The following is a 25,368-nucleotide window of genomic DNA, read 5'->3' on the forward strand; positions in this document are numbered from 1 at the left end:
GTCAGTGCTCCGGGGTCTGGGAGATCGGCTCGTCGAACACCAACGTCTGGTTCAGGGGAGCCGCGGGCTGTGTCCGGCGCGGCGGGGCGGCCAGCGAGGCCCAACGGCCGAGGGCTGGGGAAAACCACCAACTGCGCGCGGTCAGGCCGCCCTCCGCGTCCGGCGTGGGATCGTCGACACGCAGCAGGCCCAGGCCGGTGAGAAGGTCACGAACCTTGCCGGCCAGTCCGGTGGGGTTGTCCACGTCCTCGCCAGCCCAGCCGCCGCGGCCGGCACCGAACAGCTGCCCCCATTCGGTCAGCCGGGAGATCACGGTCTCCTCGGAGACGGCTCGCCAGCCGGGGACGGCAGGATCGCGGTCACCGTCGACGGCGGCGGCGTCGCAAAGCAGCAGGGCGGCGTGCCCGACGGTTCCGGGAGTCGGGAAGGGAAGCGGGCCGAGCTCGCGCGGATAGCGGAACGCGTCCGTGGGAACCACAAACGCCGCGCCTTCCGTACGGCGCTCCACGTGCAGCCCGAACGCGGCGGCCAACGGGGCGCCGTCGTCCCCACGGACGCGCCGGGACAGCCAATCGGCCTCAGCAACATCAAGGTCGGCGGCATACACGACGGTGTCGTCAACCAGTCGCCGTCGCATTCGCCGCGCCGGGTCCGGCTCCCTCTCGACACGGGCCAGCCACCCAGCCGGGTCATCGGCGGGGTCCCCTTCGGCGAAGTTCGCGATGACGTGCAGCAGCCTGGTGTGGTGCACGCCCAGCAGCACCCGGGCCTGCTCGTCGGCAACGAATCCGTCGACGTCACCATCCACCTGTTCGATGACACCCCGCTCGTCCAGCATCCGTAGCGCCGCAGCGATCGCCCGGCGTTCGGCGATGTCGTGCATGACCGGCAACCCGGCCTCGGCCGCGGCAGCCCGGGCGGCGGTGACCAGGGAGGCGAGTGCGACCCGCGGAGCCATCGCCTCGGCGGCTGCCACCAGCAGAAAGAACCACGTGCAGGTCGCCGACGGAGGCGCCGTGGCAGCCCATGCTTCGCGGCGGACCGGCGAGGACTTGCGCAGCCGGATGAGGTCCCGTTCGACGACGAGCACCCAGCCGAGCCGGTTGAGAGCGTCACGGACCGCATCCAGATTCCGGCGGATGGCCGCGATGGCCTCGTCGTCGCGGCCGGGCAACAGCCAGGGCCTCGCGGCGAGAGCGCGGAGCGCCGCGCTGACCTCCGCATCGACCTCGACCGACCAGGCCTTTCGGCCGCGCACCGCCGACGAGGGCTGGGGTGCCTCGAAGTCGTCCCTCATGCCGTGTCCTCCCGCACCAGCCGGATACCCGCACGGGCATCAGGATCGGGGGCTGTCATCTGCGGCGCGGCGACCCGGGTACCAACGGCGTGGAACACCACCGCGCGGCCGGGCAGCCACACCTTCCACGTAGGGGCGCGCACCAGCCCGACGTGGCCCGGGACGCGGAAAAGGGTGCAGGCCAACCCGTCACGCTGTGCCGACCGCCGGTCGCGCCGCGGCCCAGCGGCCCGGATACGCGCCGCGGCGAGCAGCGCGGCCAGCGCCACCCGGGCGGCCCCGTCGGACAACTCGGCGCCGGGCGCGGCCGCGAGCACCTCACGCACCGCGGCCGCGTGCCTAGCCCGGCGGGCCGCGCGACGGGCAGCCACTTCCGCGCGGGCTGCGGCGTGGTCACGGGCAGCGCCGGCTCGGCCTCGGGCTCCGGTGCGCCCGACGGCGCGCAACAGGTCGGGCACCTCCACCGGAGGGCCGTCCCACCAGGACGGAGCCCGCATCAGCTCGTCGTCGTCCGCCTCGCCGTACAGCTTCCGCCACGGGTGGTCACCGACCGCCGCAAGGAACACCGCAGGCCCGAATCGCGGGTCGGCGCAAGCACGGGCCAGCTGAAGCGCCCGAGCACGCCCAGTCGCGGTGGCCGAGGAAGCGTGCAGCCGGCGCAGGTTGGCGTGCATGCCCGGCAGCGCTCGCACTAGGCGCATTGCGAACCGGGCGGCGCGCCCACTCATCGGGTCACACCAGGCCAGCAGCTGGAACCAGTCACTGCGCCGCCCACCGCGGGACGCAGTCAGCGCGCCACGGTCGATCAGCGCGCGGGCGTCGGAGGCAGCGACGGCGGAATCGGCGAGCGCGGCGAACGACGGCTGTAGGGCCAGCAACGCCCGGTGTGCCCGCGCCGAGCCGGATTCCAGCTCCCCCGCGATCCGGGTGGCGTACTCGACCAGCAGCTGCTTGAGCTCAGCGGTCGCGGCGTCGTCGAGGTCGAATCGATCGGCGAGGGTGGCAAGGGTGTCCTCGGCGCCAACCAGAGCCATGTCCAGGTCGTCATGGCTGGTGAACAGGCGCCCAATGTGCTCGGCTGCCTCGGCGGCGTCAGGAACCATGGCGTCCGCAGGCATGGTCAGGGCCAGGTGCTCCAGCGAGGCGACGACCCGGTTGAGGCTGGACAGCGGGATTTCGCGCATCGTTGGCGTGGCGGCCAGCACCGTCGTGTAGAAGCGCTGCACCTGCCGGCCGGCCGGAGTCGCCGTCCACCGCCAGTTGCGGGCCATGAGGTCGGCGTAGCGCAGGATGCGACTCGTGTCGGTGCGCGCCGAGGCGGCGGTCCAGTCCCGCAGTTGGTCCAGCCGTGTCTCGACGGTGTCGCTGTTCAGCGGCGTGCTGGCCTCCCGCAGTGCGGACGCCACCTCGGCCGGGGTCATGTCGGTGACCGAGGCCTCGAGCACCGCCATGATTGCGATGTAGTCGTCCGCCTCCGGGGCGACGAGGTAGGCCATCGCCCGACGGGCATCGGTCACGGTGACCCGAAAGCCATGCTCGTTCGTCGCGGCGTCGGGTCCGGACGGCCCCGTCATTCGCCCTCCTCTCGCCCGTGTGGGCATGGTGTTGGCCCCAGCCCCCAGACGACAGGGCGGTGAATGTGGCGGAGCGCACCCTACGGCCGCCCTACGACAGAACCGCACCTCCACCGGCGGCCGCTCAGAGGAAGACATCACTCTGAGTGAATGCTCTGCGCCGCGGGGCCTACTGTGCTCACGCCTCGTCGTGAGAACGGTAGGTCCCCCGACCCGGGAAGCCCGTCTCACACGGACGACTGGATGCGCAGGGGCGGTGGAGTGTGCGCCGCAGCCCGACCGCTTTGCGATAGTTGCCCCTTGCCTGTCGGTGGACATCACCTAGGACTCGGGTGGGACAGCCGGCGGGCGACGCGTCCTCCCACCGTTGACCAGCCATCGAGACCCTCGCGGGCGTGCGACTGCCGACCTGCAGGAGGGTTCCGGTGTCCTGGCACGACGAAGGCCCGGTCACCTGCGAATCAGGTGACCGGGCCTTCGTGCGTGGGCCGGGCTAGGTGGGGCTAGGCGGCGTCGCGGGCCTTGGTGAACAGTGCGGCGATCTCCGGCTTCATCCAGTACTTCCCGGAGTCACTGTCCCACTCGGTCGGCAGGGTGCGGTTGACGGCCGCGCAGTGCCGGCCGGGCCAGGCCAACACGCCCGCGACGCCGTACTTGCCGTTCGGGATGTCGTGCGCCTCTGCGAGCTGCTCACCGGTGTACTTCTCGCCCGGGTTGTCGATCATCGAGCCGAACATGTCCTGGGCGCGGTAGCTGAACTTGGTCCAAACGACCTTGGCGAGGGCGAGGTCCTCGTCGGTGTCCTGCCAGCGCGAGACCGGCACGGGCTCCTGCTCGGGCTGCACGTCGGTGCCGGCGAGCCAGCCGCCGTACATCGCGTAGAAGTCGGCCAGGCGGTCGGTGGGGACCTTCACGGTCACGTCCTGCATGTCCATCACACGGGCTCCTAGGTAGGTGCAGGAGGCTCTTGCCTCCGCTTGACGGCCAAGATAGAGGCTCTAACCTAGGTACCCAAGGGGTAAAGAAGGCTCATGACCCTTCCGGGCCCCCCAGGACCCTCACGTGTGGTCAGCGAGGGACGCTGGGTGCTAGGACTCCCAATCGTCGAGGGGCGGGACGCTGGGTTGGCCCGGGGCCGGCATCGGCCGGCCCGGCGGCACCTCTCCGGGCAGCTCCGCGGCCAGCTGGGCGGCGGCCTGCACGACCATCTCCGGCGAGCTGTCCAGCACATCGACGGGGCGCTGCCCGTCGACCCAGACGTTCGACGCGGTGAACCACAGTGCCAGCCCCCAGCCGGAGAGCCGACCGTCGAACCAGCGCAGAACCTCGGCGATGACCGGCCGCGCGTCGCCGTGCTCGTCGAGCTGGAACCCGGGCAACCGCTCGCCGTCGGCGACCGGCACCGCGAACACCCGCCCCTGCCGTCGCCAGTCCTGCATCAGCCGCTCGGGATCGGCCGCGGTGGCTCCCGCACGCTGGGCGACTTCGGCGGCAGACAGCAAGCCGAACTCGGCCTCGAGGGCGTACTCCGCTTCGGCGTTGCGGCGGAGCTGCTCGCGCACGGCCGGGGACGTGAACTCCACCCGCAACAGCTCGGCGGTCCCCGCGTCGAGCAGGCCATCCGCGGCCGCGCGGTGCACGCCGTGCCGCAGTCGCTCGTCCATCACCCGGCCCCGGCAGGCGCGCAGCGCCGCGGCAACGGTCATCGTCGGAATGCCCTCGACCTCGGTGACGTCCTCGGGCGCCAGCCGGCGGACCACCACCTCCACCGTGGCCGGCAGCCGGGCGTCGTGGGGCAGCGGGTGCGGCACGGCGACCAGGAGGCGCCGCGGGTTGACCTGTGCGAGGTCGTGCAGCGCCAGCACCGCGTCGTCGGCGAGGACGGCGCCGGGTCCGGTCAGGGCGACCGCCTCGGCGTACTCGCTCAGCGGGGTGATGAAGTCGTAGTGCCGGTAGACGTCGTTGGCGATGAGCGCGAGCTCGCCGGCCAGGACGAGGTCGAGCAGTTTGGCCTCGCGCACCCCGAGCGCGGCGGCGGCCGCGCCGGTGAGCACGCCGTGGTGGTCGGCGGCGTAGCGCCGCAGCACATCGAGGTCGGTGCTCACGACTGGGACGGTAGATCGGGCCACCGACAGGAACACCCGGAAGTGCCACCTCGCCGGACCGCTGCCGCGTTTGCGTGAGACGAATCGTCGCTGGCTCATCCCCTTGGACCGCACATCGGCAGCGCCCTAACTCCGCTCGAGTCGAACACAGTGGGGCGCTTTCACTGGAACCACACCCAGCGGCAGCCTCACCAAGCTGAGTACCGCAGAGGTCTCCGCCGAATACCCATGCCAGACGCAAGCTGACAGGTTCCCAAAGTGTGACTGCTAACCACGACGCGTCGGCGGCTACGACCCGGCAGCTGCGCGATCGACCACCCAAATCACCTTGCCCGACCGCGGTCGCACACGAGCAGCCGGCACGTGGGTCTTCGACGGCTGCTGCCCGAGCTGTTCGCGGACATCGGCGAAGGCTTCAGCCTTGTCGGCCCCAGTCGTCAAGGCCAGCACCGTACGAGCAGAGTTGATCAGCGGGAAGGTGAAGGTCACACGCTCGACCGGCGGCGGGAGCACGCCAGGCGGCGAGGCGACGACAAGTCGATCCTCTTCGTCGAGAGCCGGCTTTCCGGGGAACAGCGAGGCAGTGTGTCGATCACTACCCATGCCCAACATGATGAGGTCGAAGGCAGGGAGCCCAGTGTCATCATGCGGAACCTCGCGCCTGATCAGCTCCTCGTACTCGCGGGCGACGCTGTCGGGATCCGCGCTCTCGTCGGCGTTCACGGGGTGCCAGTGAGCCTTCTGCGTTCCGTCCGCGCTCAGCAGTTCCTGGCGGACCATCCCACTGTTGCTGCGGTCGTCCGACATGGGGACGACGCGGTCATCGCTCACGAACAAGTGCACGCGAGCCCAGTCCACCGCGCCCGGCTGAGCAGCCAAGAGCCGGTACAAGGCCTTGGGACTCGATCCCCCAGCGAGCGCAATGTGAACTTCGCGGTTGCGCGCGTGCGCAGCCTGCACGACTTCGACGAAGATGTCCTTCCCTCGGCGTGCAACGGCCGCTGCATCGTCGAGAACTTCGATCACATGGTCGGCCACTTCACGTCTCCTCATTAGGTGGATGGGTGCGCGCGAACGACATCACACTCAGGCAGCTCGAGCGATTCCTGGCTGTACTAGAGGCTGGCAGCGTTCGCAAGGGTGCAGTGGAGCGCAACTTCGAACCCCAGACGTTTTCGTCCGACCTGGAGAAGCTGGCGACGGCTCTCGGGGTCAAGCTGTTCGACTCGGTCCGCGGTAAGGGCTCGTTTCCTACGGTTTCGGCGCGACTGATCGAAGGCCGGGTTCGCGAGCTGCTGGCCGCCGCTGAACGGCTGGAGTCGTACGCGAAAAGCCTCAGCGAGGGATCTACGGGCGTCATCTCCATCGCCGCTTACCCGGTGCACCTCGAGCGCTTCCTCGCCAGGCTCATCGCACAGTTCGCTTCCTCGTTCCCCGACGTGAGCCTCGACCTGAGCAAGATCCGCGACGACCGAAGGCGCGGTCTTGGACGCTCCTTGTTCGAGGAACTGCGGGACGGGGACGTCGACTTCGCGATGGGGCCTCCGCACACCGACATCCCCGGCATCGAGGGGATCAAGGCCTATGACGCGCGCATCGTGGTGCTCTTCCCCGAGCAAGATCCGCGTGCCAGCGCGGACCAGGTGCCGATCGAGGAGCTTCGGAATCTGCAGCTCCTGACAGCCCCTCGCACCTACTTCTCGCGGGACAAGGTGCAGGAACTCGCCGCCGAAGCTGGATTTGACCTCAAGGTCGTCCACGAGGGCAGCAGCCCCCCGGCCCTGCGAGCCTTGGGGATGGCCGGCTGGGGCGTGCCGGTGCTCCCTGATGACTACGCCGTCGTTCGGTCGCGGCACCATCCAGTACTCATCGACGCGAAGGGTCATGAGGTCCTTACCCCGGTGTGGCTTCACTGGCGGACCGAGCAGAGCAATCCCGCTCCCGTCCCCTCCTTCATCAAACTGGCAAAGGAGTTGGCCGCAGCGGAACGGGCGAGCACAGGAGCCGCCGCGGTCAGTGCCTAGAGGCTAGGGCGAGCGGGGGCCTCCCGGCTAGCAGCACTTTCCAGCCACTCAATCAACCGTGGCCTGGCAACGACGCGCTCCAATGACTGACAAAGTGCGCGCTCTTCGGCCTGCCCGACGCCTGCAAAGTCCGTCAAATGCAAGGTGCTTAGTGACGGTCGACTCCGCCCTGGTCGTGCGCGATCGTGGAGATCGGGCGCCGCCGGCGCTCCGACCGATCGCTCAGACGACCCGACCCCGGAGGTGCCACCACCGGCCAACTCACCTCGAACGCGGAGCGGGGAGCCCCGACCTGGCAGTCGAAGCTCCCCTGGTGCTCCGCCTCGCCCGCCTTCCACAGCACACGAATGGAGCTCACTCATGCTCGCACAAAGCACGGTCGCGGACGCGTCTGCAGTGACAGGCAACGCTCGCGTGTCGATCCGGGAGGAGTACGCGAAGCGCCTGCCGGCCTTCGCACAGCAGTTCGTGACCCGCTTCTCCGGCAAGGCGGCCGCCGGTCAGGCCGCGCCGAAGCGGGTCGTACCCGGCGGCGTCAACGTCGCTCTGACGTTGGCGCAGTGGCCCGCCGCGATCGCGGTCGGTGCGGCCACGCTCATGACGCACCCAGTCCTGGGCATCGTGTCGCTGCCGCCGCTCTGGCTGGCAAGCGTGAACGCGCTGCGCAAGGACCAGGCGGTCCTCGGTCACCACGCTGTGCACCGCGAGATCGCCGAGACGCAGCAGAAGAACTACGCGATCCAGGTGGTCCTCAGCTCCGCCTCCTTCGTGCACAACTGGGAGGACTACTTCGAGGACCACGTCCGGGGTCACCACAGCCGCAAGATCTTCACGACCGCGGCGGACCCCGACGCCGCGTTCCTGATGCAGATGGGCTTCCGGCCGGGGATGTCCCCCCGAGCGCTGTGGCGTCAGCTGCGCCGCACGGTGGCCTCCCCGCGCTTCCACATGATCTTCCTGCAGGCGCGCATTCGGACGAACTTCGTGACAGCGCCGTGGCATCGCCGGCTCGCGGCTGCGGCGTGGCTGGCAGGACTGGCCGGGGCCGCGGTGCTCATGCCGGCGTGGGTGTTCGTTGCCACGGTGGTGATCCCGTTGCTGCCCCTCTACCACGTCTCGGGGCTGCTCCAGTTCCTCTCGGAGCACGCCTGGCTCACCACCGAGAACGCGGCCGGTAGCAAGGAGGAGTACGCCGCGCGGACCTGGGGCCGCTTCTGCCTCGAGCCGCTTCCGGCGAGCGACCTCGCCGGCTGGGCCAAGGTCCGTGGCTGGGCCCGGTGGGCCGCTCGAATGGCGCTGGTCCAGCTGCCGACGCGCTACGGCGTCGTCATGGGCGACCTGCCCGTGCACGACCTGCACCACCTGTTCCCGGCCGAGCACGACTGGACGAGGTCGCTGTGGGTCCGTCAGCAGCGCATCGACCGAGGCGAGAGCCAGGGCATGGAGAACCGCGAGTTCTACAAGTTGGCCGACGCGATCGACGCCGTCTTCGACGGCATGAGCCGGGCGTGTCAGGAACCCTGTGTAAGTGCGTGACTCCGATGCTGAGCCAACGCGGCTTGGAGAGGAGACGCAGTGACAGACGCAGTGCAGATGCCGGTGGTCGACGATGGTGACGTGCCGGCGGAGAAGAGGCCTCGGGGACGGATCGGCCGTCCTCGTCGTGACGCTGGTGAGCCACGGCTGGTCTCGCAGGACTTCGCCCGCCGGCTGGTCGCTCAGGCCCGCGATGAGGGTCTGGACATCGCCGGGGACTCCGGCCTGCTGCAGCAGATGATGAAGTCGGTGCTCGAGGCCGCGCTGGCCGAGGAGCTCACCGACCATCTGGGCTACGAGCCCGGCGATCCGGCCGGCCGGGGGTCGGGGAACTCGCGCAACGGCAGCACGCCCAAGACGGTGCTGACCGAGTCCGGCCCGGTGGCGCTGGAGACGCCGCGGGATCGGGCGGGCACGTTCGAGCCGCAGATCGTGCGCAAGGGCCAGCGCCGGCTGGACGGCATCGACAAGATCGTGCTCGGGCTCTACGCGAAGGGCATGAGCACCCGGGACATCACAGCCCACCTGGCCGAGATCTACGACGTGGACGTCAGCCCGGATTTGATCTCCAAGATCACCGACGCGGTGCACGCCGAGGTCGCCGAGTGGCAGTCCCGCCCGCTCAACCCGGTCTATCCGGTGATCTTCCTCGACGCGCTGGTCTGCAAGGTCCGCGACGGCGGCACCGTGCGCAACAAGGCCGCCCACCTGGCCGTCGGCGTCGACGTCGAGGGCCGCAAGGAGGTGCTGGGCATCTGGGTGGAGACCACCGAGGGCGCGAAGTTCTGGCTGCGGGTCATGAACGAGCTCAAGGCCCGCGGCGTCTCCGACGTGCTCATCGCCGTCTGCGACGGGCTGACCGGGCTCCCGGAGGCGATCAACGCCGTCTGGCCCGCCACGCGGGTGCAGACCTGCATCGTGCACCTGATCCGGGCCTCCCTGCGCTGGGTCAGCTACAACGACCGCAAGAAGGTCGCCGGCCTGCTGCGCCCGATCTACAACGCGCCCACCGAGGCCGCCGCCCGCGCCGAGCTGGACGCCCTGGCCGACTCCGACTTCGGCCGGAACAACCCCGGGATCATCCGCCGCTGGCGCGACTCCTGGGAGCTGGTCATCCCGTTCTTCGACTTCCCCCCGGAGGTGCGCAAGGTCATCTACACCACCAACATGATCGAGAGCATCAACAGCCAGCTCCGCCGGGCCACCCGCAACCGTGGCCACTTCCCCTCCGACGAGGCCCTGATCAAGGTGCTCTACCTGGGCTGCAAGGAGATGGGCCGCACCAGCACCCGATCCACCGCCGGACGCGGCAGCGGGGTCCCTTGGAAGCAGGCACTCAACCAGTTCGACATCATGTTCCCGGGCCGGCTGGACCTGGCCTGACCCATCAACCGGTCACGCACTTACACAGACCGGCTGACACCCCCCATGAGCCGCGAGAACGCGAACACCGCCAGGAACTGACCACTAGCTGACCGGGGTGGCGCTCGGTCTCCGCCGGGCGCCACCCCCGACCAGGAGGAACACGGTGTACACCGACAACGAGAAGAAGTTCACCGCGGTGCTGAACAGGCGCCACCCGCTCCCGCTGCTCATGAACGCCCTCGGCCACCTGGCGAGCGGCCTCACCGCCACGCTCAACGGCGAAGGGGAGTTCCTGGACTACCCCTGCCCCGCCGGCGGCTTCACCGCGAAGGTCAGCCGGTTCCCGTTCATCGTGCTCTCGGCGGACAACGGCAACCAGCTCCGTCGACTCCGCGACGGCGCCGCCGAAGCCAGCCTCCCCCACAACGTGTTCGTCACCTCGATGCTCGGCCCCTCCGCCGTCGCCCAGGTCGAGGCAACGCGCACGGCAACAACCGACGATCTCGACTACGTCGCCGTCGCCGTGTTCGGGAGCGCCGAGTTGCTGACCCCACTGACCCGCAAGTTCTCTCTGTTCCGAGCCTGAGAGAGGTGCCCCCATGCGCGTGAACCAGGAACCGAACGGTCCTGGCCAGGAGGTCGCAGCCCCCGTCCCGTGGGAGGCTGCGGTCGCTGTGGCGGATGCCTGGCTGCCGCCGAACGCCGGCTCGTTGGAGAGTCGCCGGCTCCAGGCAGCCGCCCGATACCTCATCCAAGCCGTGACCTGGGAGATCTGGAACGGAGAGCTCAGGCCACCGACCCACGACGAAGTCCGGCGCATTCTCGCCGAGGAACTGCGACCGCCCGGCAACATGCTTCGGAAGATGACGGCCTCGTTGAACCCCTTCGTCGCCGACGCCGCCCGCGCCGCGCTCAACGCCCGATGCTGGGCGGCAGTCCACGGCAGCAAGAACCTCGTCGTCGCACAAGCGGTGATGAGCCTGGATGCAGGCTCCGGCACAACGGCAGGCCCATCCCAGGAGCCCTTCCGGGACGCCGCGCGACCGCCGGACTCGGTCCGCTCCGAGACGTAGAGCCGGCTCCATCGAACGGCATCGAGAACGCGGTAAGCCTTCAGGCGTAGGGCCGACACCGTATGAGGTCCGCCCGTCCGAACCGGACGGGCGGACCTCGCGTTCTCGGTCCTCGACCATCTCGGCACCGCTACGCGCGGTGGTACTCCAAGTGCGTCCAGACCTTCAAATGCGCCACCCAGCTCAGCCGTTTCGGCGTTCTCGGCGCCGTCGCAGACGTGCTCGGCGAGCGACGGGCAGGCGTCAAGCACGTCCCGCACCCCGGCGCGCGCGACGACAAGGCAGGCCTGGCCGGGGCCCGCGTCGACGTGGAAGCTCGACGCAGGCATTGGGCCATGGTGGAGCAAGAGGCGATGAGGCCACTGCTCGTCTCTCGCGAGCAGAGGCCGCAGGCCCACCAACACACCCGCGGACCAATCGGCGTCATCACGGTGTCGAAGTCGGCCAATGGCGGAACGGTCAGTGCCAGTTCGGGTCGAGCGTGAGCGTGGCGAACGGGTCACGCATCCATGCGTCGAACTCGGCCATGGTGCAGAACACCGGTTGGCCGGCAAACTGCCGGGTCACCGCAGCCAGCTGGTGCAGAGCATCGTCGGTGCCGGCACCCGCCAGCGACTCGAGCGCGCCCGCCACTTGCGGCAGAACGGTCGTCGCCACGAACGCATTGCGCTCTGCGCCGAGAGCCTCGACCGCATCGCCCAGAGCGGACGCGGTGAACACCGCCGCGGCGGTCTCGGCCTCCAGAACAGCGATGCGCTCCTCGGGCAGCTGATCCTCCCGCACCGCCGCCAGCGCGAACTGCGTCCCCTGGACGATGACCGTGGCCGAGAACTGGCCGACCAGGCCGCCGACGAGCGCTCCGACCACCGGCACCGGGATCACCGTCTGCCCCGCGGAGCCACAGGCCCAGACCAGGCCGACGGTCAGCGTCGACTCGCAGCTGCGCGCGGCGAACTGGCCGGCGTCGATGTCACCGCGGGCGAAAGCGACGCCAGCCTCGGCGACGCCGTACACCGCACGGGCCAAAGCTAGCGGCAGCGTGCCCCCGCCCAGCGCGTCGGGCAGCAGATCGGCCTGGGCCGCGACCCGCACCGCCTCACCGAGGGCGGCGATCGTTCCGCCGCGGACCGCCCCACGAGCCGTCGCTGCCGCGGCGGTGGCGGCCGCGGTCGAAGCCGAGGTCTCCCCCGCCCGGACCTTCGCAGCCGAACGGGCCGCCGACAGCACCCCGGCCACTGCGGCACCACCAGCCGCGCCGACCCCCGCCGCAGTCAGCACCTGGTGCCCGACCGCCCCGGCGACCTGGGCATTAGCCCAGCCGATCGGACGCTCGGCGGCCCGGTGCACCGCGTCGCTCGTCAGCGGCTGGCTGCGGACGTCCGCGGCATGCAGCCGATCGGTCAGATGAGCGCGGGCGTCCTGGTAGTCGGCATAGCGCAACCCCTCCCGGTTCAGCGTCAGCCGCCGGTCCAGCAGGCCCGAAACCGCCTGCAACTTGTCCCCGGCAACTAACCGTTGCATGCCGTCGTAGGAGCTGCGGGCGACCCCGCTCGCCAGCGCCGTCGTCCGATCGACCAGCTTCGCCTGCGCCTCCGCCACCAGACGCCCACCGTCGAGCAGCTGAATGTCTGCGGCCGCCGTCTGCGATCCACCGGCCATCCACTCGGTGACCGCGGCTCGGACGCTGGCACCCTGCGCGATCGCGTCCCGGTTGAACGAGGACGCGTGCATCACCTCGAACAGGTGACCCGCACGGATGGCAAGACCGACGTTGGCGTACCGCGCCGCCAGGTCCACCACGATCTCGCGGATACGCAGCGTCTCCACCGTCTCCGCCGCCAAGCGCCGGGTGCCCTCGTCGGCCAGCTCCCACAGCGCCGCATCGGCCCCGCCAGGCAGCAGTGGTCGGCGCCGGACATCAGCCGCGCACCATGCCGGCGGGACGCTCACGCGGCCAGCCCGATCAGACGGCGCTCCGCGTCCTCAACGATCCGCGCAGACAGATCGGTGACCAGACCGTCTTCGTCGATGAGCGGCGCGGCGAACACGTCCACGGTGGTGCTGACCAGTGCAACCATCACCGCCACCTGCTCGCGCTGCTCGGCGGTGTAGGTCGCGTACTCGCCGTTGCCGTCGATGAGCCCGACGAATCCAGGCAGACGCCGGTTGATTTCCTGCTGCAGCCTTCGCAGCACGCCACGCACCTGCTCGCTGCGGGCACGCGCCGCAGAGCTGGACTTCTCCGCGATCTCCAACTGGTCGAGGCCAGCGGCGACCTCACGCTGCTCGCGCAGCATCACGCGACCCTGCAACTCCATGAACACCCCCATCGCAACCAGCGCCGGCAGCGGCCGCAGGCTGGCGGGCACTCGCGCGGCCGCAAGGACGCGGCTGCCGCGGGCGGTGGTTGCAGTGGCGCGGGAGAGCGCGGAGATCGCCGTACGGGTGGAGACCGCGGCGAGTTTGCCCACGGTGGCGGCGGCCGCCGAATCCGTGCCGGACTCGGCGGTCAGCCCCCCGGCCATCGACGCCACGATGCCCAGCACGTCGATGCGCACCTCCCGCAGCTCCACGGTTGGTTTGTCCGCAGCGAGGGCCGGCTCGATGCTCGCCAGTTCGGCCAGGTCCACGCTCTTCAACCGCGAGAACGCGTCGCGGAAAGGCACCAGCGCGAACCGGTAGACCTGGGCCCGGCACCTGTCCAGCCGGGCGAACTCGACCTGGTCCAAGCGCTCCAGCTCGGGCGCACGGAGCGACAGTTGCTGGTGGCGACGCTGGTTCTCCTTCGCCAGTTCCGCTGCGTCGAAGATCGCGATCCCCACCCAGGCCTCCCCCGTGTCCAGGTCTAAGGGCCCCAGTTTCGCCGTCACCCCCGACAGGTATCGGCACTGTCGGAACGCGCTTCACTCGATCGAGCTGCGGGTCCGCGGATGACCGCACGAACCTCCGATCTTCAGCGCTGCGCGCGCCGTGGCCCGGCCGTGGCCCGCTCCAGGTGCACGAAGGGCAAGGCTGTCACCGCCGCGGAGACGCTCACCCCGTGATCGTCGGCCGGAGCCGAGCCCACTGCGGCCGATCTGCGGACCTCCTCATGCGGACGGACGCCGCGCAGGCACACAAGGAGCCTGCACCACCACCGCTGAGCGCACGGGGCCAGCCGACTCTGGTCGGCTGGCCCTACACGCCTCCAGATCAGACGCCGTGGAGCTTGACGCCTACGTGGTCGACGACCCAGCGCATCTTCTGCTCGTCGATGCCGAAGTAGAGTCGGTGGCCGCTGCTACACCTTCCACGTGACCGAGCCCGACGAGCACTGGAAACAGGCTGCCGACCGGCTATTCGATGCGCTCGAGGTCGAGGCGACCCCGCTGCCGTTCTGCCAGGTCGTTCTCCTCGACGCCAGTGAGTGCCTGCAGTTGCTGTCCTCCGATGCCGACCAGCAGTGCCCGCACCGAGCACCCGGCCCGGCGCCCGAGGCCCTGGGCGAGGTCATCACCGCGCTGCGCCGCGACGTCGCCGAGGCCCGCGAGATCGCCCGCGGGCTCGCCGCGCTGACCCGCTACCGATGGGGCGACAAGGGCGTCGACACCGTGCTGCACCGGCTCCGGCTGGGGCCGCGGCAGCCCGACTGGCTTCAGCCCGACATGGGCTGGCCGCTGCCCTGACGGCGGCCGCTGGCCGGAATGCCGCGGGTCGCATCGCGTTGGTAGCGGTGCCGGCCCGGTGACAGTCCCGCGGGCTCCACTACTTGCCGCTACGAGCGGCCACTCGCCGAGAGGCGACGGTCGGGCCGGTTTTCACGCGAAATGGCCGCCGGGCATGACCCGGCGGCCATTGTCGTGTGCGCCCCACCCGTCGGGAGGAGACGGCCCGCCACCGCTCAAGTCCTGCGGCAGTAGCGCCGATCAGTCCAATGCGGCGGCGAAACCGCCCGTCCGGCGCCACTGACTGCGGCGGGGCTCGTCCCGGCCGCCGCGCCCGCAAGGGCGTCGCACCCGCTGAGGGTGCCCGGAGGCCCCGGCCGTCCTCGCGACGGTCGGGGCCTTCCGTGTCTCAGGCGGCGGGCGTGGTCTAGGCGAACCTCTCGGCGGCCCGGTGCGCACGAGTCGGGTCGATCACCGCGACGTCGACCGGGCGCTGGCCGGACAGGAGCCCGGACGGTTGGGTCAGCCAGGTCCAGATCGTCCAGCCGCCGAGGTCGGCGCCGGCCAGGACCACAAGCAGCGGCTGCAGCTCCGGCCGTGGCTCGAGGTCTTCGCCAGGGCCGGTTGGCTGGAACGCCGGGACCAGCTCCTGCCCGTCGTGCGGGACCGTGAACAGCCGCTGGTCGCCGAGCCGGCGGGCCAGCCAGAGCCGGGTTGCCGCCTCGGGCTGTCCGCGCCGCCTAGCGAGCTCGACGACGGAGAACGCCCGCGTCTCGAGCAACGCTTGGCGCAGGGCGGCCCGCCGCCGCTGGGCGGCCCGGGCCTGCATGGCCGAGCGGGGCCCGGTCACTGGACCACCTTCCGCACACGAGGAGCCCCGGGCGAAGGAAGCGCCCGGGGTAAGCGGATCGTCGCCCGCCCGCTGGCAGGTCAACCCGAGGGGCCGCCGCGCACTTCGGATTCCCGCACCGGCCGTACACGGCCGGGTCCTGACGATCGGGCCTCAACGGGGCCGCGACCTGCCGGTATTAGCAATGTCAGCGAAAACCTGGGAAAGCTAATACCGTCCGTCGTCGGGCCCGCGGCGGGGTGCAGCCGGGTCACGGTGCTCGTTAGTCGGTCTCCTCCCCGCGTCATCGTGGGCGGAGGCGAAGGCCTCGGGCACAAGACCAGCCGCGCGCATCAGGTTCTCCAGGTCGTGCGCCTCGTCGTCAGAGAGGACCCCGCACTCCCCACCGGTCACGGCCTGGCGTCAGCAAATCGCCCACCCCAACGTGTCGAAGTCCCCCCTTGAGCACCTGAGCGCATCGCGCCTGATGGCCGTCAGCCCCGGCGATCTGGCACCGCTGCGTGCAATGCCATACCCGGCTAGACGTAGGTAGGACGGTGCAAGCACTCGGTGAGTGGGCAGCCATGCGGTTGAGGGCACCACCGGATGATGCGGGCCCGTAGACGACGAAAGCCGGGGCCACCGCTAGTCGCGGTGGCCCCGGCTTTTCGCCAACTAGGGGCTGGCTTTTCGCCAGCACCCCGGGGTGGAGGTGGCGGGAATCGAACCCGCGTCCTTCGACGCATCACCAGGGCTTCTCCGAGCGCAGTCTGCCTTGCCTCTGCTCGACCCCGTCGATCACGCAGACAAGTCGACGTGACGGGCCCAGTCGCTGTGCGGTGTCCCGTGCACGCCCGCGACCGGCACGCACGGTGAGTCATCTAGCTGATGCCAGGATCCGGGCCGATGACGAAACCCGGGCTGACAGACCCGAACTAGCTGCTATCAGGCAGCGAGTTCGAAGTCGCGCTGCGTATTAGCGGCGCTTGTGTTGTTTGCAACGCGTGGTTAACGAGCTCATCGTTGCCTTCCTCGGCTCGCTTCCCCTGGTCACCCGACCGAAGTCGAGACCATTCACCCCCTGTGTAGTTGTGCAGGAAGCCTAACGGCTCCCGGCGTCACGGTGTTCCCCCCGGCGGGTGGTGTCCGACGCGTCGCTCAGACGCGCCGCAGCCACCACCGCTGCCACGGGGTCTCGACCGCCCTGCGGTGGTAGGTGGCCCGGACCCATGCGACGGCGTCCGCCGGGTCCATCCCGTCCAGCACGGCGAGCGCGGCCAGCGCCGTGCCCGTCCGGCCCACGCCGCCGCCGCAGGCGACCTCCACCCGCTCGCCGCGGCACGCCCGGGCATGCACCTCGCGCAGTGCGTCGAGCGCGTCGTCCGGATCGCGCGGCAGCCCGAAATCCGGCCAGACCACCTGGCGGAAGGGCCACGGCGGAGTGGGCCCCCGACCCAGCACGATGGCGAAGTCGGCCGGGCTCGGCGACCCGCTCAGCCGGCGGCCGCGCACGAGCGCACCGCCGGGCAGCCGGACGACGCCCTCCTCCGCCGCCCAGCCGTCGTCCGCCACCGCACGAGTGTGTGCGCCGGCGGACCCTCAGATCCAGTCGCGGCGCTTGAAGACGACGTACAGCGTGAGACTGACCCCGACCATCAGCATCAGTGCGAGCGGATAGCCCCACGCCCAGTGCAGCTCGGGCATCTGGTCGAAGTTCATCCCGTACACGGTGCCCACCAGCGTCGGCGCGAAGAGGATGGCGGCCCACGCCGAGATCTTCTTGACCTCCTCGCCCTGCGCGATCGAGGCCTCGGTGAGCTCGCGGATCTCCTCGTTCTGGCGCTGGGCGACCAGCGTCGCGTTGACCGTCAGGATGTCGCGCAGCTGCAGCCGGAAGGCCTCGGCGCGCTCGTTGACCTGCACGACGTGGTCGGCGACGTCCCGCAGGTAACTGCGCAGGTCCTCGTCGACTCCGTACTTGTCGAAGCCGGCGGTGATCGCGGCGAGGATGCCGGTCAGCGGCACCGCGGCCCGCTGGAACTCCAGCACCTCCTGCGAGAGCTCGTAGATGCGCCGCGACACCCCGGGGTCGCCTCGGAAGACCTCGGTCTCGATCTCGTCGATGTCGGTCGCCAGCCCGTCGACGACCGGGCGGTATCCGTCCACCACCGCGTCGAGGGTCGCGTAGAGCACGGCCTCGCTGCCCTTGGCCAGCAGCGCCGGCTCGCTCTCCAGCCGGCGGCGCACCCGCGAGAGGTCGGGCGACTCGCTGTGCCGCACCGTGATCGCGAAGTCCACGCCGAGGAACAGGTGCAGTTCGCCGAACTCGACCTCCTCCGCCTCGTCCAGGTACCGGGCGGCCTTGAGGACGACGAACAACGTGTCGCCGTAGCGCTCGAACTTCGGCCGCTGGTGCGCCTTGATGGCGTCCTCGACGGCCAACTCGGGCAGGTCGTAGAGCTCAGCCAGCTCCCCCAGCTCGCCGGGCTCGGGCCGGTAGAGCCCCAGCCACGCGAGGCGGTCCTCCCCCGCGGCGAGCTCCTCGAGGCTCTCGGCGGCCGACGCGGGCGTCGCGACCCGCCGGCCCTCGGAGTAGACGGCGTTGTCGACGATGCGGGACCGTCCGGGTGGCGAGGGCAGCGAGGCGACCCGGGTGACGGGCACCGCGACGTCGGCCCGAGCCGGACGGCGGGTCAGCGTGGTGAGGGCGGAGAGGGGCGCGAGGCGGCGCTCGGTCATGACGGACTCCCGGAGGGCGCGGAGGACGAGGGTGCCGGCGAAGGTCCTCGCCGGGTCCACGCGCTCAGCGCGGGACGTCAGGCCGGGAGGACCGGAGGAGCGGTACTGGGAGGTTCGCTGCGCATGCGACGGCTCCTCCCGCTCGGGGCCCGGTCCGTCGCCGGGCCGTCGTCCATGGTGACACGCGGTGTCCAGTCCGCCTCCCCGGACGGGTGAACGCGCGTCGGCGCTCAGCCGCCGACCGACCCCAGCACCAGGTCGACCATGACCGGCAGCAGCACCACGATGAGCAGCGCCCCGAGGACGTCGAACGAGATGCCCGACCGGATCATCTTCGTGATCGGCACGACGCCGGAGCCGTAGACGATCGCGTTCTGCGGCGTCGAGACCGGGAGCATGAACCCGAAGGACGCCGCGAAGGTCGCGGCGAGCGCGGGCACGAAGGGGTTGATCCCCGCTGCCACGGCCACCGGGATGATGATCGGCACGACCACCGCTGCCGAGGCCGTGTTCGAGGTGGTCTCGCTGATGATGATCGCCAGGATGACGGCGAAGATCGTGATCGCGAACGTGCTGGTGAGCCCGAGCGTGTCGGCGGACGCGCTGCCGATGCGCTCGGCGAGCCCCGTGCTGGCCAGCAGCGAGCCGAAGATGATGCCGGTGCCGAAGAGCAGCACCGTGCCCCAGTCGATCTTCGCCGCGTCGCTCCAGTTGAGCGTGAACTCGCGGCTCTTCCAGTCCGTCGGCAGCAGGAACAGCAGGGCCGCCCCGAGGACGGCGACGATGCCCTCGTCGAGCCGGTCGCTGATGGTCGCGTAGACGTCGGACTCGGTGCCCACGACCAGCGCGAAGATGCCGGGCAGGATCCAGAAGAAGACCGTGACGCCGAAGGCGACGAGCGTGTTGCGCTCGGCCCGTGACATCGGGCCCAGCGCGGCCCGCTCCTTCTGCACGTACTCGCTGACGCCCTCGATGCGCTTGATCTCGGGCTTGTTGAGCAGCAGCAGGACCGCGGCGAGCGCGACGAACATCAGCGCGCAGATCGGCAGCGCCATGAGCATCCAGTCGAGGAAGCCGATCCGTTCGCCGGTCGCCTCCTCGATCAGCCCGCGGCCGATCAGGTTCGGGGGTGTGCCGACCGGGGTGAGCAGCCCGCCGACGCTGGCGCCGTAGGCGAGCATGAGCATCAGCGCCACCCCCACCCGCAGCCGCAGCGGGTCGAAGTCGGGCTTCACCAGCTCCTTGTCCTGCAGCAGCTTGGCGATCACGGCGAGGATGCCCAGGGCCGTCGGCAGCAGCATCGCGACGGTCGCGGTGTTCGACACGAAGGCCGACAGCACGGCCGTGATCAGGCCGAAGGCGATGACGACCCGCGCCGTGGAGACGCCGACCCACTTCAGCGACAGGATGAACATCGCGAAGCGGCGGGCGACGCCGTGCTTGAGCATCGCGGCCGCCAGGATGAACGCGCCGATGAAGGTGAACACCGTCGGCGAGCCGAAGGGGGCCAGGGCGTCGTCCGACGGCACCACGCCGAGGACGACGATCGCCCCGACCCCGATGAGGCCGCCGATCGGGATCGGCACGGGCTCGGTGATCCACAGGACGATGACGCCCAGCAGGACCGCCGCCAGCAGGTGCTGGTCGCGCGGCAGGTCGAGGGGCAGCAGCGCGAAGACGATGGTGACGACCGGAGCGAGGAAGAGGCCGACGGTCCGCCGGCCCTTCTCGAAGCGCTCCTCGGCCGGGCTGAGCTGCTGCTCCCCCAGGCTCCGATACGTGGCGCTGCCGCGGAAGGCCGCGTCGACGTCGGTGCGGTGGACCTGTGCCCGCTCCGTCGCGGTCATGGCTGCCTCCCCTGTCGGGACGTCCCAGACGATAAGGAGGCAGCCCCCGTTCAGCGACCCGGGAAGATCCCACCCCCGAAGGCGCCGGCCTCGACCAGCCGGGCGGGACAGGCCCTTGGCCAGCTCGAGGACGCGGTCGGTGCGCTCCGGGCCCAGCAGCAGCCAGGGGTCGGCCGACAGCGCGTCGGTCTGCGTCTCGATGTGCGCGCGCAGGTCGAGGCCGTCCTCGGTCAGGCCGGCGTCGTCGAGCAGGCCGCGGTCGGCGAGCGCGGCGCAGGCCGCGGCCCACTCCTCGTCGCGCCAGCCACGGGTCGCCTTGGCGGCCGGCTCGGTGAAACCGCGACCGGTGGCCGTGTGGGTGATCAGTGCCTCGAGCCCGGTCAGCCCGGCGTGCAGCAGGACGGCGATGTGCCCGTCGCCCCGGTGCTCGCGCAGGAGGGTCGCGCCGTGCCAGAGCGCCGGCAGCGGCTCCTCGGGCCACGGCAGGTCGGCGTGCGCGGCGTAGAGCGGCCGGCCCTCGGGCGTCAGGACGGCGCACGCCTCCCGCAGCAGGTCCGCCAGCTCGGCGACCTCCGGGGAGCCGGCCGCGTCACCGAGCAGGCGGGTCAGGGACGCCCGCGCCGCGTCGAGGCGGGCTGCGAGCACCTGCTCGGGAGTCGCCAGCGTCCACGCCCGCGGGATCATGTGCGCGACCAGGGACGGCGAGAAGTTGAAGAACGTCGCCGTGACCACGCCGGCGCCGACCGCGCCCATCGGGGCCGCGCGCCCGGCGAAGTAGGACATGCGCCCCGGCTTGAGGCCGATCGCCGAGAAGTGCGCGTCATGCTCCGGCGCGAAGTACAGCTGCGAGTGCAGCGGGTCGACCGCCCGGTGGGCGCGGGCCACCGCCTTCGGGTCGAGGACGGACGCGGACCGATCGGCGCTGACCATGCGCCGCACAGTAACGATCAGCGCAGCGGTTCCAGGGATCGGGACCAGGAGACCTGGGTGCGGACGGCGGCGAAGCCGAGGTTCTCGTAGAGCCGCATCGCCCCGGTCACGTTCTCGGTGTCCACACCCAGGCCGGCACCCACGTAGCCCTGCGCGGCGGCGGCCCGGAGCGCCGCCGCGATGGCCGCCGACGCCAGGCCGCGTCCCCGAGCGCCGGGCAGGACGCCGATCTGGCCCAGGTCGACCTTGCGCAACCCGGTCGCCGCGGTGTCGGCCTCGAACTCGTAGGTGAGGACATAGCCCACCACTGCGCCGTCCTCGACCGCGAGCACGGACAGCTCGGGCCGGAACGCGCGCTGGCCGGTGAACAGGCGCGTCCAGCTCTCGGGGTCGCGCTCGCTGGAGCCGTGGTGCTCGGTGAACGCCGCGTTGTGCGCCCGGCGCACCTCGTCGTCCCGGTCCCAGCTGAACGCGACGAGGTCGACGCCCGGCACGGGGCGCGGCTCGGGCAGCTCGTCCAGCGACCGCTCCATGTCGCGGAACCAGCGCTCGGCGGTGAGGCCCGCCCGCTGCACGAGCGCCTCGAGCGACGGCATCGTCTCGGGCACCCCGACGACCAGCTTGCCCGGAGCCGCCGGCTGCCGTTCGGCGTGCACCTCGGTGCCGCGCTCCAGCTGCCAGCCCAGCAGCGCACGCCCGATGCCGAGCCCCCGACGGTCCGGGCGCACCCGGCCCTCCAGGTAGACCCGGTAGGTGTCGCGGAACGTGGGCGGCCCGAAGGCGAGGGCGTATCCGACCACGATGCCGTCGGCGTCCTCGACGGCGATGCCGTCGCGGCCCAGGTCGGCCTGCCAGCCGGTCCACCACTCGGTGAGGTCCTCGGCGGAGAAGTGCTCGGCGGTCTTGTCGACCTGCTCCGACGCGGTCAGCAGTGCGGCCACCGGGGCGGCGTCGTCGGGGGTCATCGGACGGACGGCGAAGCCCTCCGGCAGCACGGGAAGTCCGGTCACGGACCCCGAGGCTAGGCAGCCGCACCCGACGCGGCCAGCCGATTTACTTGGGGGCGAAGAGGCAGAAGACGTGCCCGGCGGGGTCGGCGTAGGTCCGCACCATCTCGTGCGGCTTGGTGTAGGTGTTCAGCAGCCGGGCGCCGGCCTCCTCGACGAGGGCGCCCGCCGCCGCCAGGTCGTCGACCTCGATGTCGAGGTGCAACTGCATCTGCTGGGTGCCCGACTCGGGTGGCCAGACGGGCGGGACGTGGTCGGTCTCCCGCTGGAAGGACAGTCCCGTGCCCCCGTCGGAGGGCCGCAGCGCCGCCCACTCCGGCCCCTCGTCACGCAGCGGCCAGCCGAGCAGCCGCTGGTAGAAGCGGGCCAGGCCCTGGGGGTCGGGCGTACCCAGGACGGCGGCGGTCAGCGTGGCTCTCGGCCCCGCTTCGTGACATGGTCACCTCGGGACGAACAGGCAGAAGACGTGCCCGGCGGGGTCGGCGTAGGTCCGCACCATCTCGTGCGGCTTGGTGTAGGTGTTCAGCAGCCGGGCGCCGGCCTCCTCGGCGACCGCGGCCGCGGCGTCGAGGTCGTCGACCTGGAAGTCGAGGTGCTGCTGCATCTGCTGTGTGCCCGGCTCCGGCGGCCACACCGGCGGCTGATGCTGCCGCTCCAGCTGGAAAGACAGGCCCGTGCTGCCGCCGCCGGGCGCAGCGTCGCCCACTCCGGCTCGTGATCGCGGATTGGCCAGCCCAACAGCCGCTGGTAGAAGCGGGCCAGTCCCGGCGGGTCCGGCGTCCCGAGCACTGGCGCGACGAGTCGGATCCCGGGGGTCACCCCTCGATCGTGAACAACCGTGCACCGTTGCGCCACAGGACGGCGCAGTCACCGTCGTCAGCACTCGCCGTAACGAAACAAGCCCGTAGGGAAACGCCACGCTCCCCGGGAGGTTGTTCTCGAAGTACGGGATCGATCCGTATTGCACCTTTGCTGGCTCCACGCCAGCCTACCGTCGGTTTACTCAAGTCAGCGGCAGGACAGCTGCGATAACTCGGGGGATCCGCATGCTGAAGGTTCTCTATGCGGTAATCATCTATGGACTCATCCCTGCGATTCTTCTCCTGTATTTCCTGATCTCGGCCCGCCTGCCGGCGATGGTGCAAGGTGAAGAGAGTCGCCTGTCCGCAAGAGCAGGGTTCTGGGCAGGCGTCGTTCTCTTCGCTGCCTATTGCGTGGTGGTCATACCCGGCATTGACGACTTGGACTTCAACGTCCAGTCCCTCCCTGCCTTCAACCTCTGGGGAATGCTGTTGGGCCTCATTGTGGGATTCTTTTTCCTAGGAGTTCTTGAGTTTCTCCTGCCGACCAGGGGCGTCGGTCTACTCACCCTCCTCATCGCGGCGGCGAGCTCTATCGCGCTCTTCTCTTACCTGTTCCAAGCGGACGCGCGCGATTTCACGATGTACCTCACCTTAGGCACCCTCTTCGGTGGCCTCTTCCACATCGTGTTGTTCCCGAGAGTGGCCAAGGGCCTACTCTCCACGAGCAGCGCCTAACTAGGATGCGGTTGTGGTGCGACCAAGGCGGCGCTTCCTACTGTCCGGCGATCGTGAACAGGCGTGCGCCGTTCCGCCACAGGACGGCGCGCAGCCACTCCTCGCCCAGCTCCAGTCGGTGCAGTGCCTGTAACTGGTGGGCGTAGGCATACGGGATCGACGGGAAGTCGCTGCCGAGCAGCACTTTCTCGCGCAGCGCGGCCAGCCGCGCCCGCTCGGCGGGGTCGAACGGCATGAGCCGCTCGGTGAAGTCGGTGGCGAACATCGTGGTGTCGAGGTGCACCCGCTCGTAGCGCTCGGCGAGGTCGAGGAACTCGCGGTACTCGGGCATGCCGAGGTGGGCGATCACCAGTTGCAGTCGCGGAAACCGCTCCAGCAGGCCGGTGACCGGCTCCGGGCCGGTGTGGTCACCGGCCAGCGGGCCGGAGCCGCAGTGGATCACCACCGGAGTGCCGGTCTCCTCCAGGCGCGCCCAGACGTCGTCGAGCAGCGGATCCCGCGGGTCGAAGTCGCCGACCTGCACGTGCACCTTGAACACCCGCGCGCCGTCGTCCAGGGCCTGGGCGACGTATCCGGCGGCCGCCGGCTCGGGATAGAAGGTGGCCGACTGCAGCACCTGCGGCCGGCCGGCGGCGAAGCCCGCCGACCACTCGTTGAGCCACGCCGCCATGCCCGGCTTGTGCGGGTACGGCAACGTCGGGAAGGCCCGGACCCCGAGCCGCTCCAGGACGGCGAGCCGCTCCTCGACGGGCAGCTGGTAGGTGATCGGCCAACCGGCGCCGTAGTGGGTCTCGGCCAGGGCGAAGTACCGCCAGACCTTGGCCTGCACCGGATCGGGCAGGAAGTGCACGTGGACGTCGACCAGCCCGGGAAGGCCGAGCTCGCGCCAGTACCTCGGGACGTCCTCGTCGTCGGCCGGCGGGAGGACGCTCATCGCAGGGTGACGACGACCTTGCCGCGCACGTGCCCGCCGGCGACGAGTCGCTGCGCCTCGGCGGTCCGCTCGAGCGGGAACGCCTTGGCGATGGGCACCCGCAGCTGACCGGCGTCGGCCATCCGGGCCAGCTCCTCGAGGTCGTGCTGATCCGGGCGGACGAACACGTAGCGCCCGCCCATCTCGTTGACGACCGGGTCGACGACGGAGGCGATGCGGGCGGGGTCGCGCACCTGCTTCGGGGCGTCGGCGAGCGTGTCGCCACCGACGAGGTCGAGGACGGCGTCCACCGGCTCGGAGAGCTGGGCGCTGACCGGGCCGGCGTCGTAGTCGAGCGCCTCGGCGACGCCGGCGTCGGCCAGGAATCCGTGGTTGCGCGGACTCGCCGTGCCGACGACGTGCGCGCCCAGGGCGACCGCGATCTGGACGGCGTTGAACCCGACCCCACCCGCCGCCCGGTGCACCAGCACCCGGTCGCCCTCTCCGACGTCGAGCGCCTCGGTCAGCGCCTGGTACGCGGTCAGGCCGGCGAGGGGCAGTGCGCCCGCCTCGGCGAAGGACAGCGACGCGGGCTTGTGCGCCAGGCACCGCTGCGGTGCCGGCACCAGTTCGGCCGTCGTCCCCCACTGGATGTCGTCCCGGCGGACGTAGCCGAACACCTCGTCCCCCGGCCGGAACGTGACCACCGCGGGACCGGCGGCCTCGACGACCCCCGCGACGTCCCACCCGGGCACGATCGGGAAGTGGTGCGGATAGGCGCCGGCCAGGAGGCCCTGCCGGATCGCCATGTCGACGGGATTGACGCCGGCGGCGTGCACGCGGACGAGGACGGTGTCCGGCCCGACGGGCGGGTCGGGCAGGTCGTCACGCAACTGGAGGATGCTCTCGTCGCCGAACCGGTCGTACGCGATGCCCCTCACGTGCGG

The 25,368-nt window shown here is 70.7% G+C and carries 23 protein-coding genes and 1 other RNA gene; 7 read left to right on the forward strand and 17 right to left on the reverse strand.

Annotated features, from left to right (window positions below):
- Window position 1 precedes the first annotated feature (1 nt).
- From MVA48_RS10440 to pgl, 5 genes are all read right to left on the reverse strand, one after another.
- Complete coding sequence (locus tag MVA48_RS10440; RefSeq protein ID WP_256461147.1) at window positions 2-1,297, reverse strand: DUF2398 family protein; 1,296 nt, start codon at window positions 1,295-1,297, stop codon at window positions 2-4.
- Entirely contained in the window at window positions 1,294-2,871 is a 1,578-nt protein-coding gene (locus MVA48_RS10445; RefSeq protein ID WP_246988568.1) for a DUF2397 family protein, read from the reverse strand. Before MVA48_RS10445 ends, MVA48_RS10440 begins: the two co-directional genes overlap by 4 nt.
- A 503-nt stretch (window positions 2,872-3,374) precedes the next feature.
- Window positions 3,375-3,806 (reverse strand): DUF6416 domain-containing protein, encoded by a 432-nt coding sequence (locus MVA48_RS10450; protein ID WP_246988571.1) that lies wholly within the window; start codon window positions 3,804-3,806, stop codon window positions 3,375-3,377.
- Window positions 3,807-3,959: 153 nt separating this feature from the next.
- Window positions 3,960-4,976 carry a hypothetical protein gene (locus MVA48_RS10455; protein WP_246988573.1) on the reverse strand — a complete coding sequence of 339 codons (1,017 nt, stop codon included), beginning with the start codon at window positions 4,974-4,976 and terminating at the stop codon, window positions 3,960-3,962.
- A gap of 288 nt (window positions 4,977-5,264) precedes the next feature.
- A complete protein-coding gene (gene pgl / locus MVA48_RS10460; protein ID WP_246988575.1) occupies window positions 5,265-6,014 on the reverse strand; it encodes a 6-phosphogluconolactonase in 750 nt (249 codons plus the stop codon).
- Window positions 6,015-6,040: 26 nt separating this feature from the next.
- On the opposite strand from pgl, the gene MVA48_RS10465 reads away from it, so the two are divergent.
- The 5 genes from MVA48_RS10465 (at window position 6,041) to MVA48_RS10485 (ending at window position 10,974) form a co-directional block, all read left to right on the forward strand.
- A complete protein-coding gene (locus tag MVA48_RS10465) occupies window positions 6,041-7,000 on the forward strand; it encodes a LysR family transcriptional regulator (protein WP_246988577.1) in 960 nt (319 codons plus the stop codon).
- 396 nt (window positions 7,001-7,396) lie between these two features.
- Window positions 7,397-8,536 (forward strand): hypothetical protein, encoded by a 1,140-nt coding sequence (locus MVA48_RS10470; RefSeq protein WP_246988580.1) that lies wholly within the window; start codon window positions 7,397-7,399, stop codon window positions 8,534-8,536.
- A 57-nt stretch (window positions 8,537-8,593) separates the two neighbouring features.
- Window positions 8,594-9,919 (forward strand): IS256 family transposase, encoded by a 1,326-nt coding sequence (locus tag MVA48_RS10475; protein WP_371821237.1) that lies wholly within the window; start codon window positions 8,594-8,596, stop codon window positions 9,917-9,919.
- A gap of 145 nt (window positions 9,920-10,064) precedes the next feature.
- Complete coding sequence (locus tag MVA48_RS10480; RefSeq protein ID WP_246988584.1) at window positions 10,065-10,487, forward strand: DUF2000 domain-containing protein; 423 nt, start codon at window positions 10,065-10,067, stop codon at window positions 10,485-10,487.
- A 13-nt stretch (window positions 10,488-10,500) separates the two neighbouring features.
- Window positions 10,501-10,974, forward strand: coding sequence for a hypothetical protein (locus tag MVA48_RS10485; RefSeq protein WP_246988586.1), 474 nt, complete (start codon window positions 10,501-10,503; stop codon window positions 10,972-10,974).
- 459 nt (window positions 10,975-11,433) lie between these two features.
- Here the strand turns inward: MVA48_RS10485 and MVA48_RS10490 are convergent, their stop codons facing one another.
- Window positions 11,434-12,924 (reverse strand): hypothetical protein, encoded by a 1,491-nt coding sequence (locus tag MVA48_RS10490; protein WP_246988588.1) that lies wholly within the window; start codon window positions 12,922-12,924, stop codon window positions 11,434-11,436.
- Window positions 12,921-13,796, reverse strand: a complete 876-nt coding sequence (locus MVA48_RS10495; protein ID WP_246988590.1) for a hypothetical protein — start codon at window positions 13,794-13,796, stop codon at window positions 12,921-12,923. Before MVA48_RS10495 ends, MVA48_RS10490 begins: the two co-directional genes overlap by 4 nt.
- Window positions 13,797-14,267: 471 nt before the next feature.
- Here MVA48_RS10495 and MVA48_RS10500 point away from each other — a divergent pair, with 471 nt between their 5' ends.
- On the forward strand, window positions 14,268-14,639 hold the full coding sequence (locus MVA48_RS10500) for a hypothetical protein (RefSeq protein WP_246988598.1): 372 nt from the start codon (window positions 14,268-14,270) through the stop codon (window positions 14,637-14,639).
- A gap of 406 nt (window positions 14,640-15,045) precedes the next feature.
- Here MVA48_RS10500 and MVA48_RS10505 read toward each other — a convergent pair whose 3' ends face one another.
- The 8 genes from MVA48_RS10505 to MVA48_RS10540 all read right to left on the reverse strand — a co-directional run bounded on the left by MVA48_RS10505 (window position 15,046) and on the right by MVA48_RS10540 (window position 22,676).
- On the reverse strand, window positions 15,046-15,468 hold the full coding sequence (locus tag MVA48_RS10505) for a hypothetical protein (RefSeq protein ID WP_246988600.1): 423 nt from the start codon (window positions 15,466-15,468) through the stop codon (window positions 15,046-15,048).
- 683 nt (window positions 15,469-16,151) lie between these two features.
- Window positions 16,152-16,529, reverse strand: a transfer-messenger RNA (tmRNA) gene (gene ssrA / locus MVA48_RS10510).
- 76 nt (window positions 16,530-16,605) lie between these two features.
- Window positions 16,606-17,019 carry a protein-tyrosine phosphatase family protein gene (locus MVA48_RS10515; RefSeq protein WP_246988602.1) on the reverse strand — a complete coding sequence of 138 codons (414 nt, stop codon included), beginning with the start codon at window positions 17,017-17,019 and terminating at the stop codon, window positions 16,606-16,608.
- 27 nt (window positions 17,020-17,046) lie between these two features.
- Entirely contained in the window at window positions 17,047-18,246 is a 1,200-nt protein-coding gene (locus MVA48_RS10520) for a magnesium and cobalt transport protein CorA (RefSeq protein ID WP_246988604.1), read from the reverse strand.
- A gap of 170 nt (window positions 18,247-18,416) precedes the next feature.
- Window positions 18,417-20,963 (reverse strand): SLC13 family permease, encoded by a 2,547-nt coding sequence (locus tag MVA48_RS10525; RefSeq protein WP_246988606.1) that lies wholly within the window; start codon window positions 20,961-20,963, stop codon window positions 18,417-18,419.
- A 17-nt stretch (window positions 20,964-20,980) separates the two neighbouring features.
- A complete protein-coding gene (locus MVA48_RS10530; RefSeq protein WP_246988607.1) occupies window positions 20,981-21,973 on the reverse strand; it encodes a GNAT family N-acetyltransferase in 993 nt (330 codons plus the stop codon).
- Between the two features lie 43 nt (window positions 21,974-22,016).
- Window positions 22,017-22,379, reverse strand: a complete 363-nt coding sequence (locus tag MVA48_RS10535; RefSeq protein WP_371821238.1) for a VOC family protein — start codon at window positions 22,377-22,379, stop codon at window positions 22,017-22,019.
- Between the two features lie 30 nt (window positions 22,380-22,409).
- A complete protein-coding gene (locus MVA48_RS10540) occupies window positions 22,410-22,676 on the reverse strand; it encodes a VOC family protein (protein ID WP_246988610.1) in 267 nt (88 codons plus the stop codon).
- A 340-nt stretch (window positions 22,677-23,016) separates the two neighbouring features.
- Between MVA48_RS10540 and MVA48_RS10545 the strand changes: the two genes are divergently transcribed.
- Entirely contained in the window at window positions 23,017-23,508 is a 492-nt protein-coding gene (locus MVA48_RS10545; protein WP_246988612.1) for a hypothetical protein, read from the forward strand.
- Between the two features lie 37 nt (window positions 23,509-23,545).
- On the opposite strand, the gene MVA48_RS10550 is transcribed toward MVA48_RS10545, so the two are convergent.
- Window positions 23,546-24,442: an amidohydrolase family protein gene (locus MVA48_RS10550; protein WP_246988613.1), complete on the reverse strand. Its 897-nt coding sequence runs from the start codon at window positions 24,440-24,442 to the stop codon at window positions 23,546-23,548.
- Window positions 24,439-25,362 (reverse strand): NADP-dependent oxidoreductase, encoded by a 924-nt coding sequence (locus MVA48_RS10555; protein WP_246988615.1) that lies wholly within the window; start codon window positions 25,360-25,362, stop codon window positions 24,439-24,441. Before MVA48_RS10555 ends, MVA48_RS10550 begins: the two co-directional genes overlap by 4 nt.
- Window positions 25,363-25,368 lie beyond the last annotated feature (6 nt).

The sequence above is a fragment of the Blastococcus sp. PRF04-17 genome, from assembly GCF_023016265.1.
Taxonomy (GTDB): Bacteria; Actinomycetota; Actinomycetes; order Mycobacteriales; family Geodermatophilaceae; genus Blastococcus_B.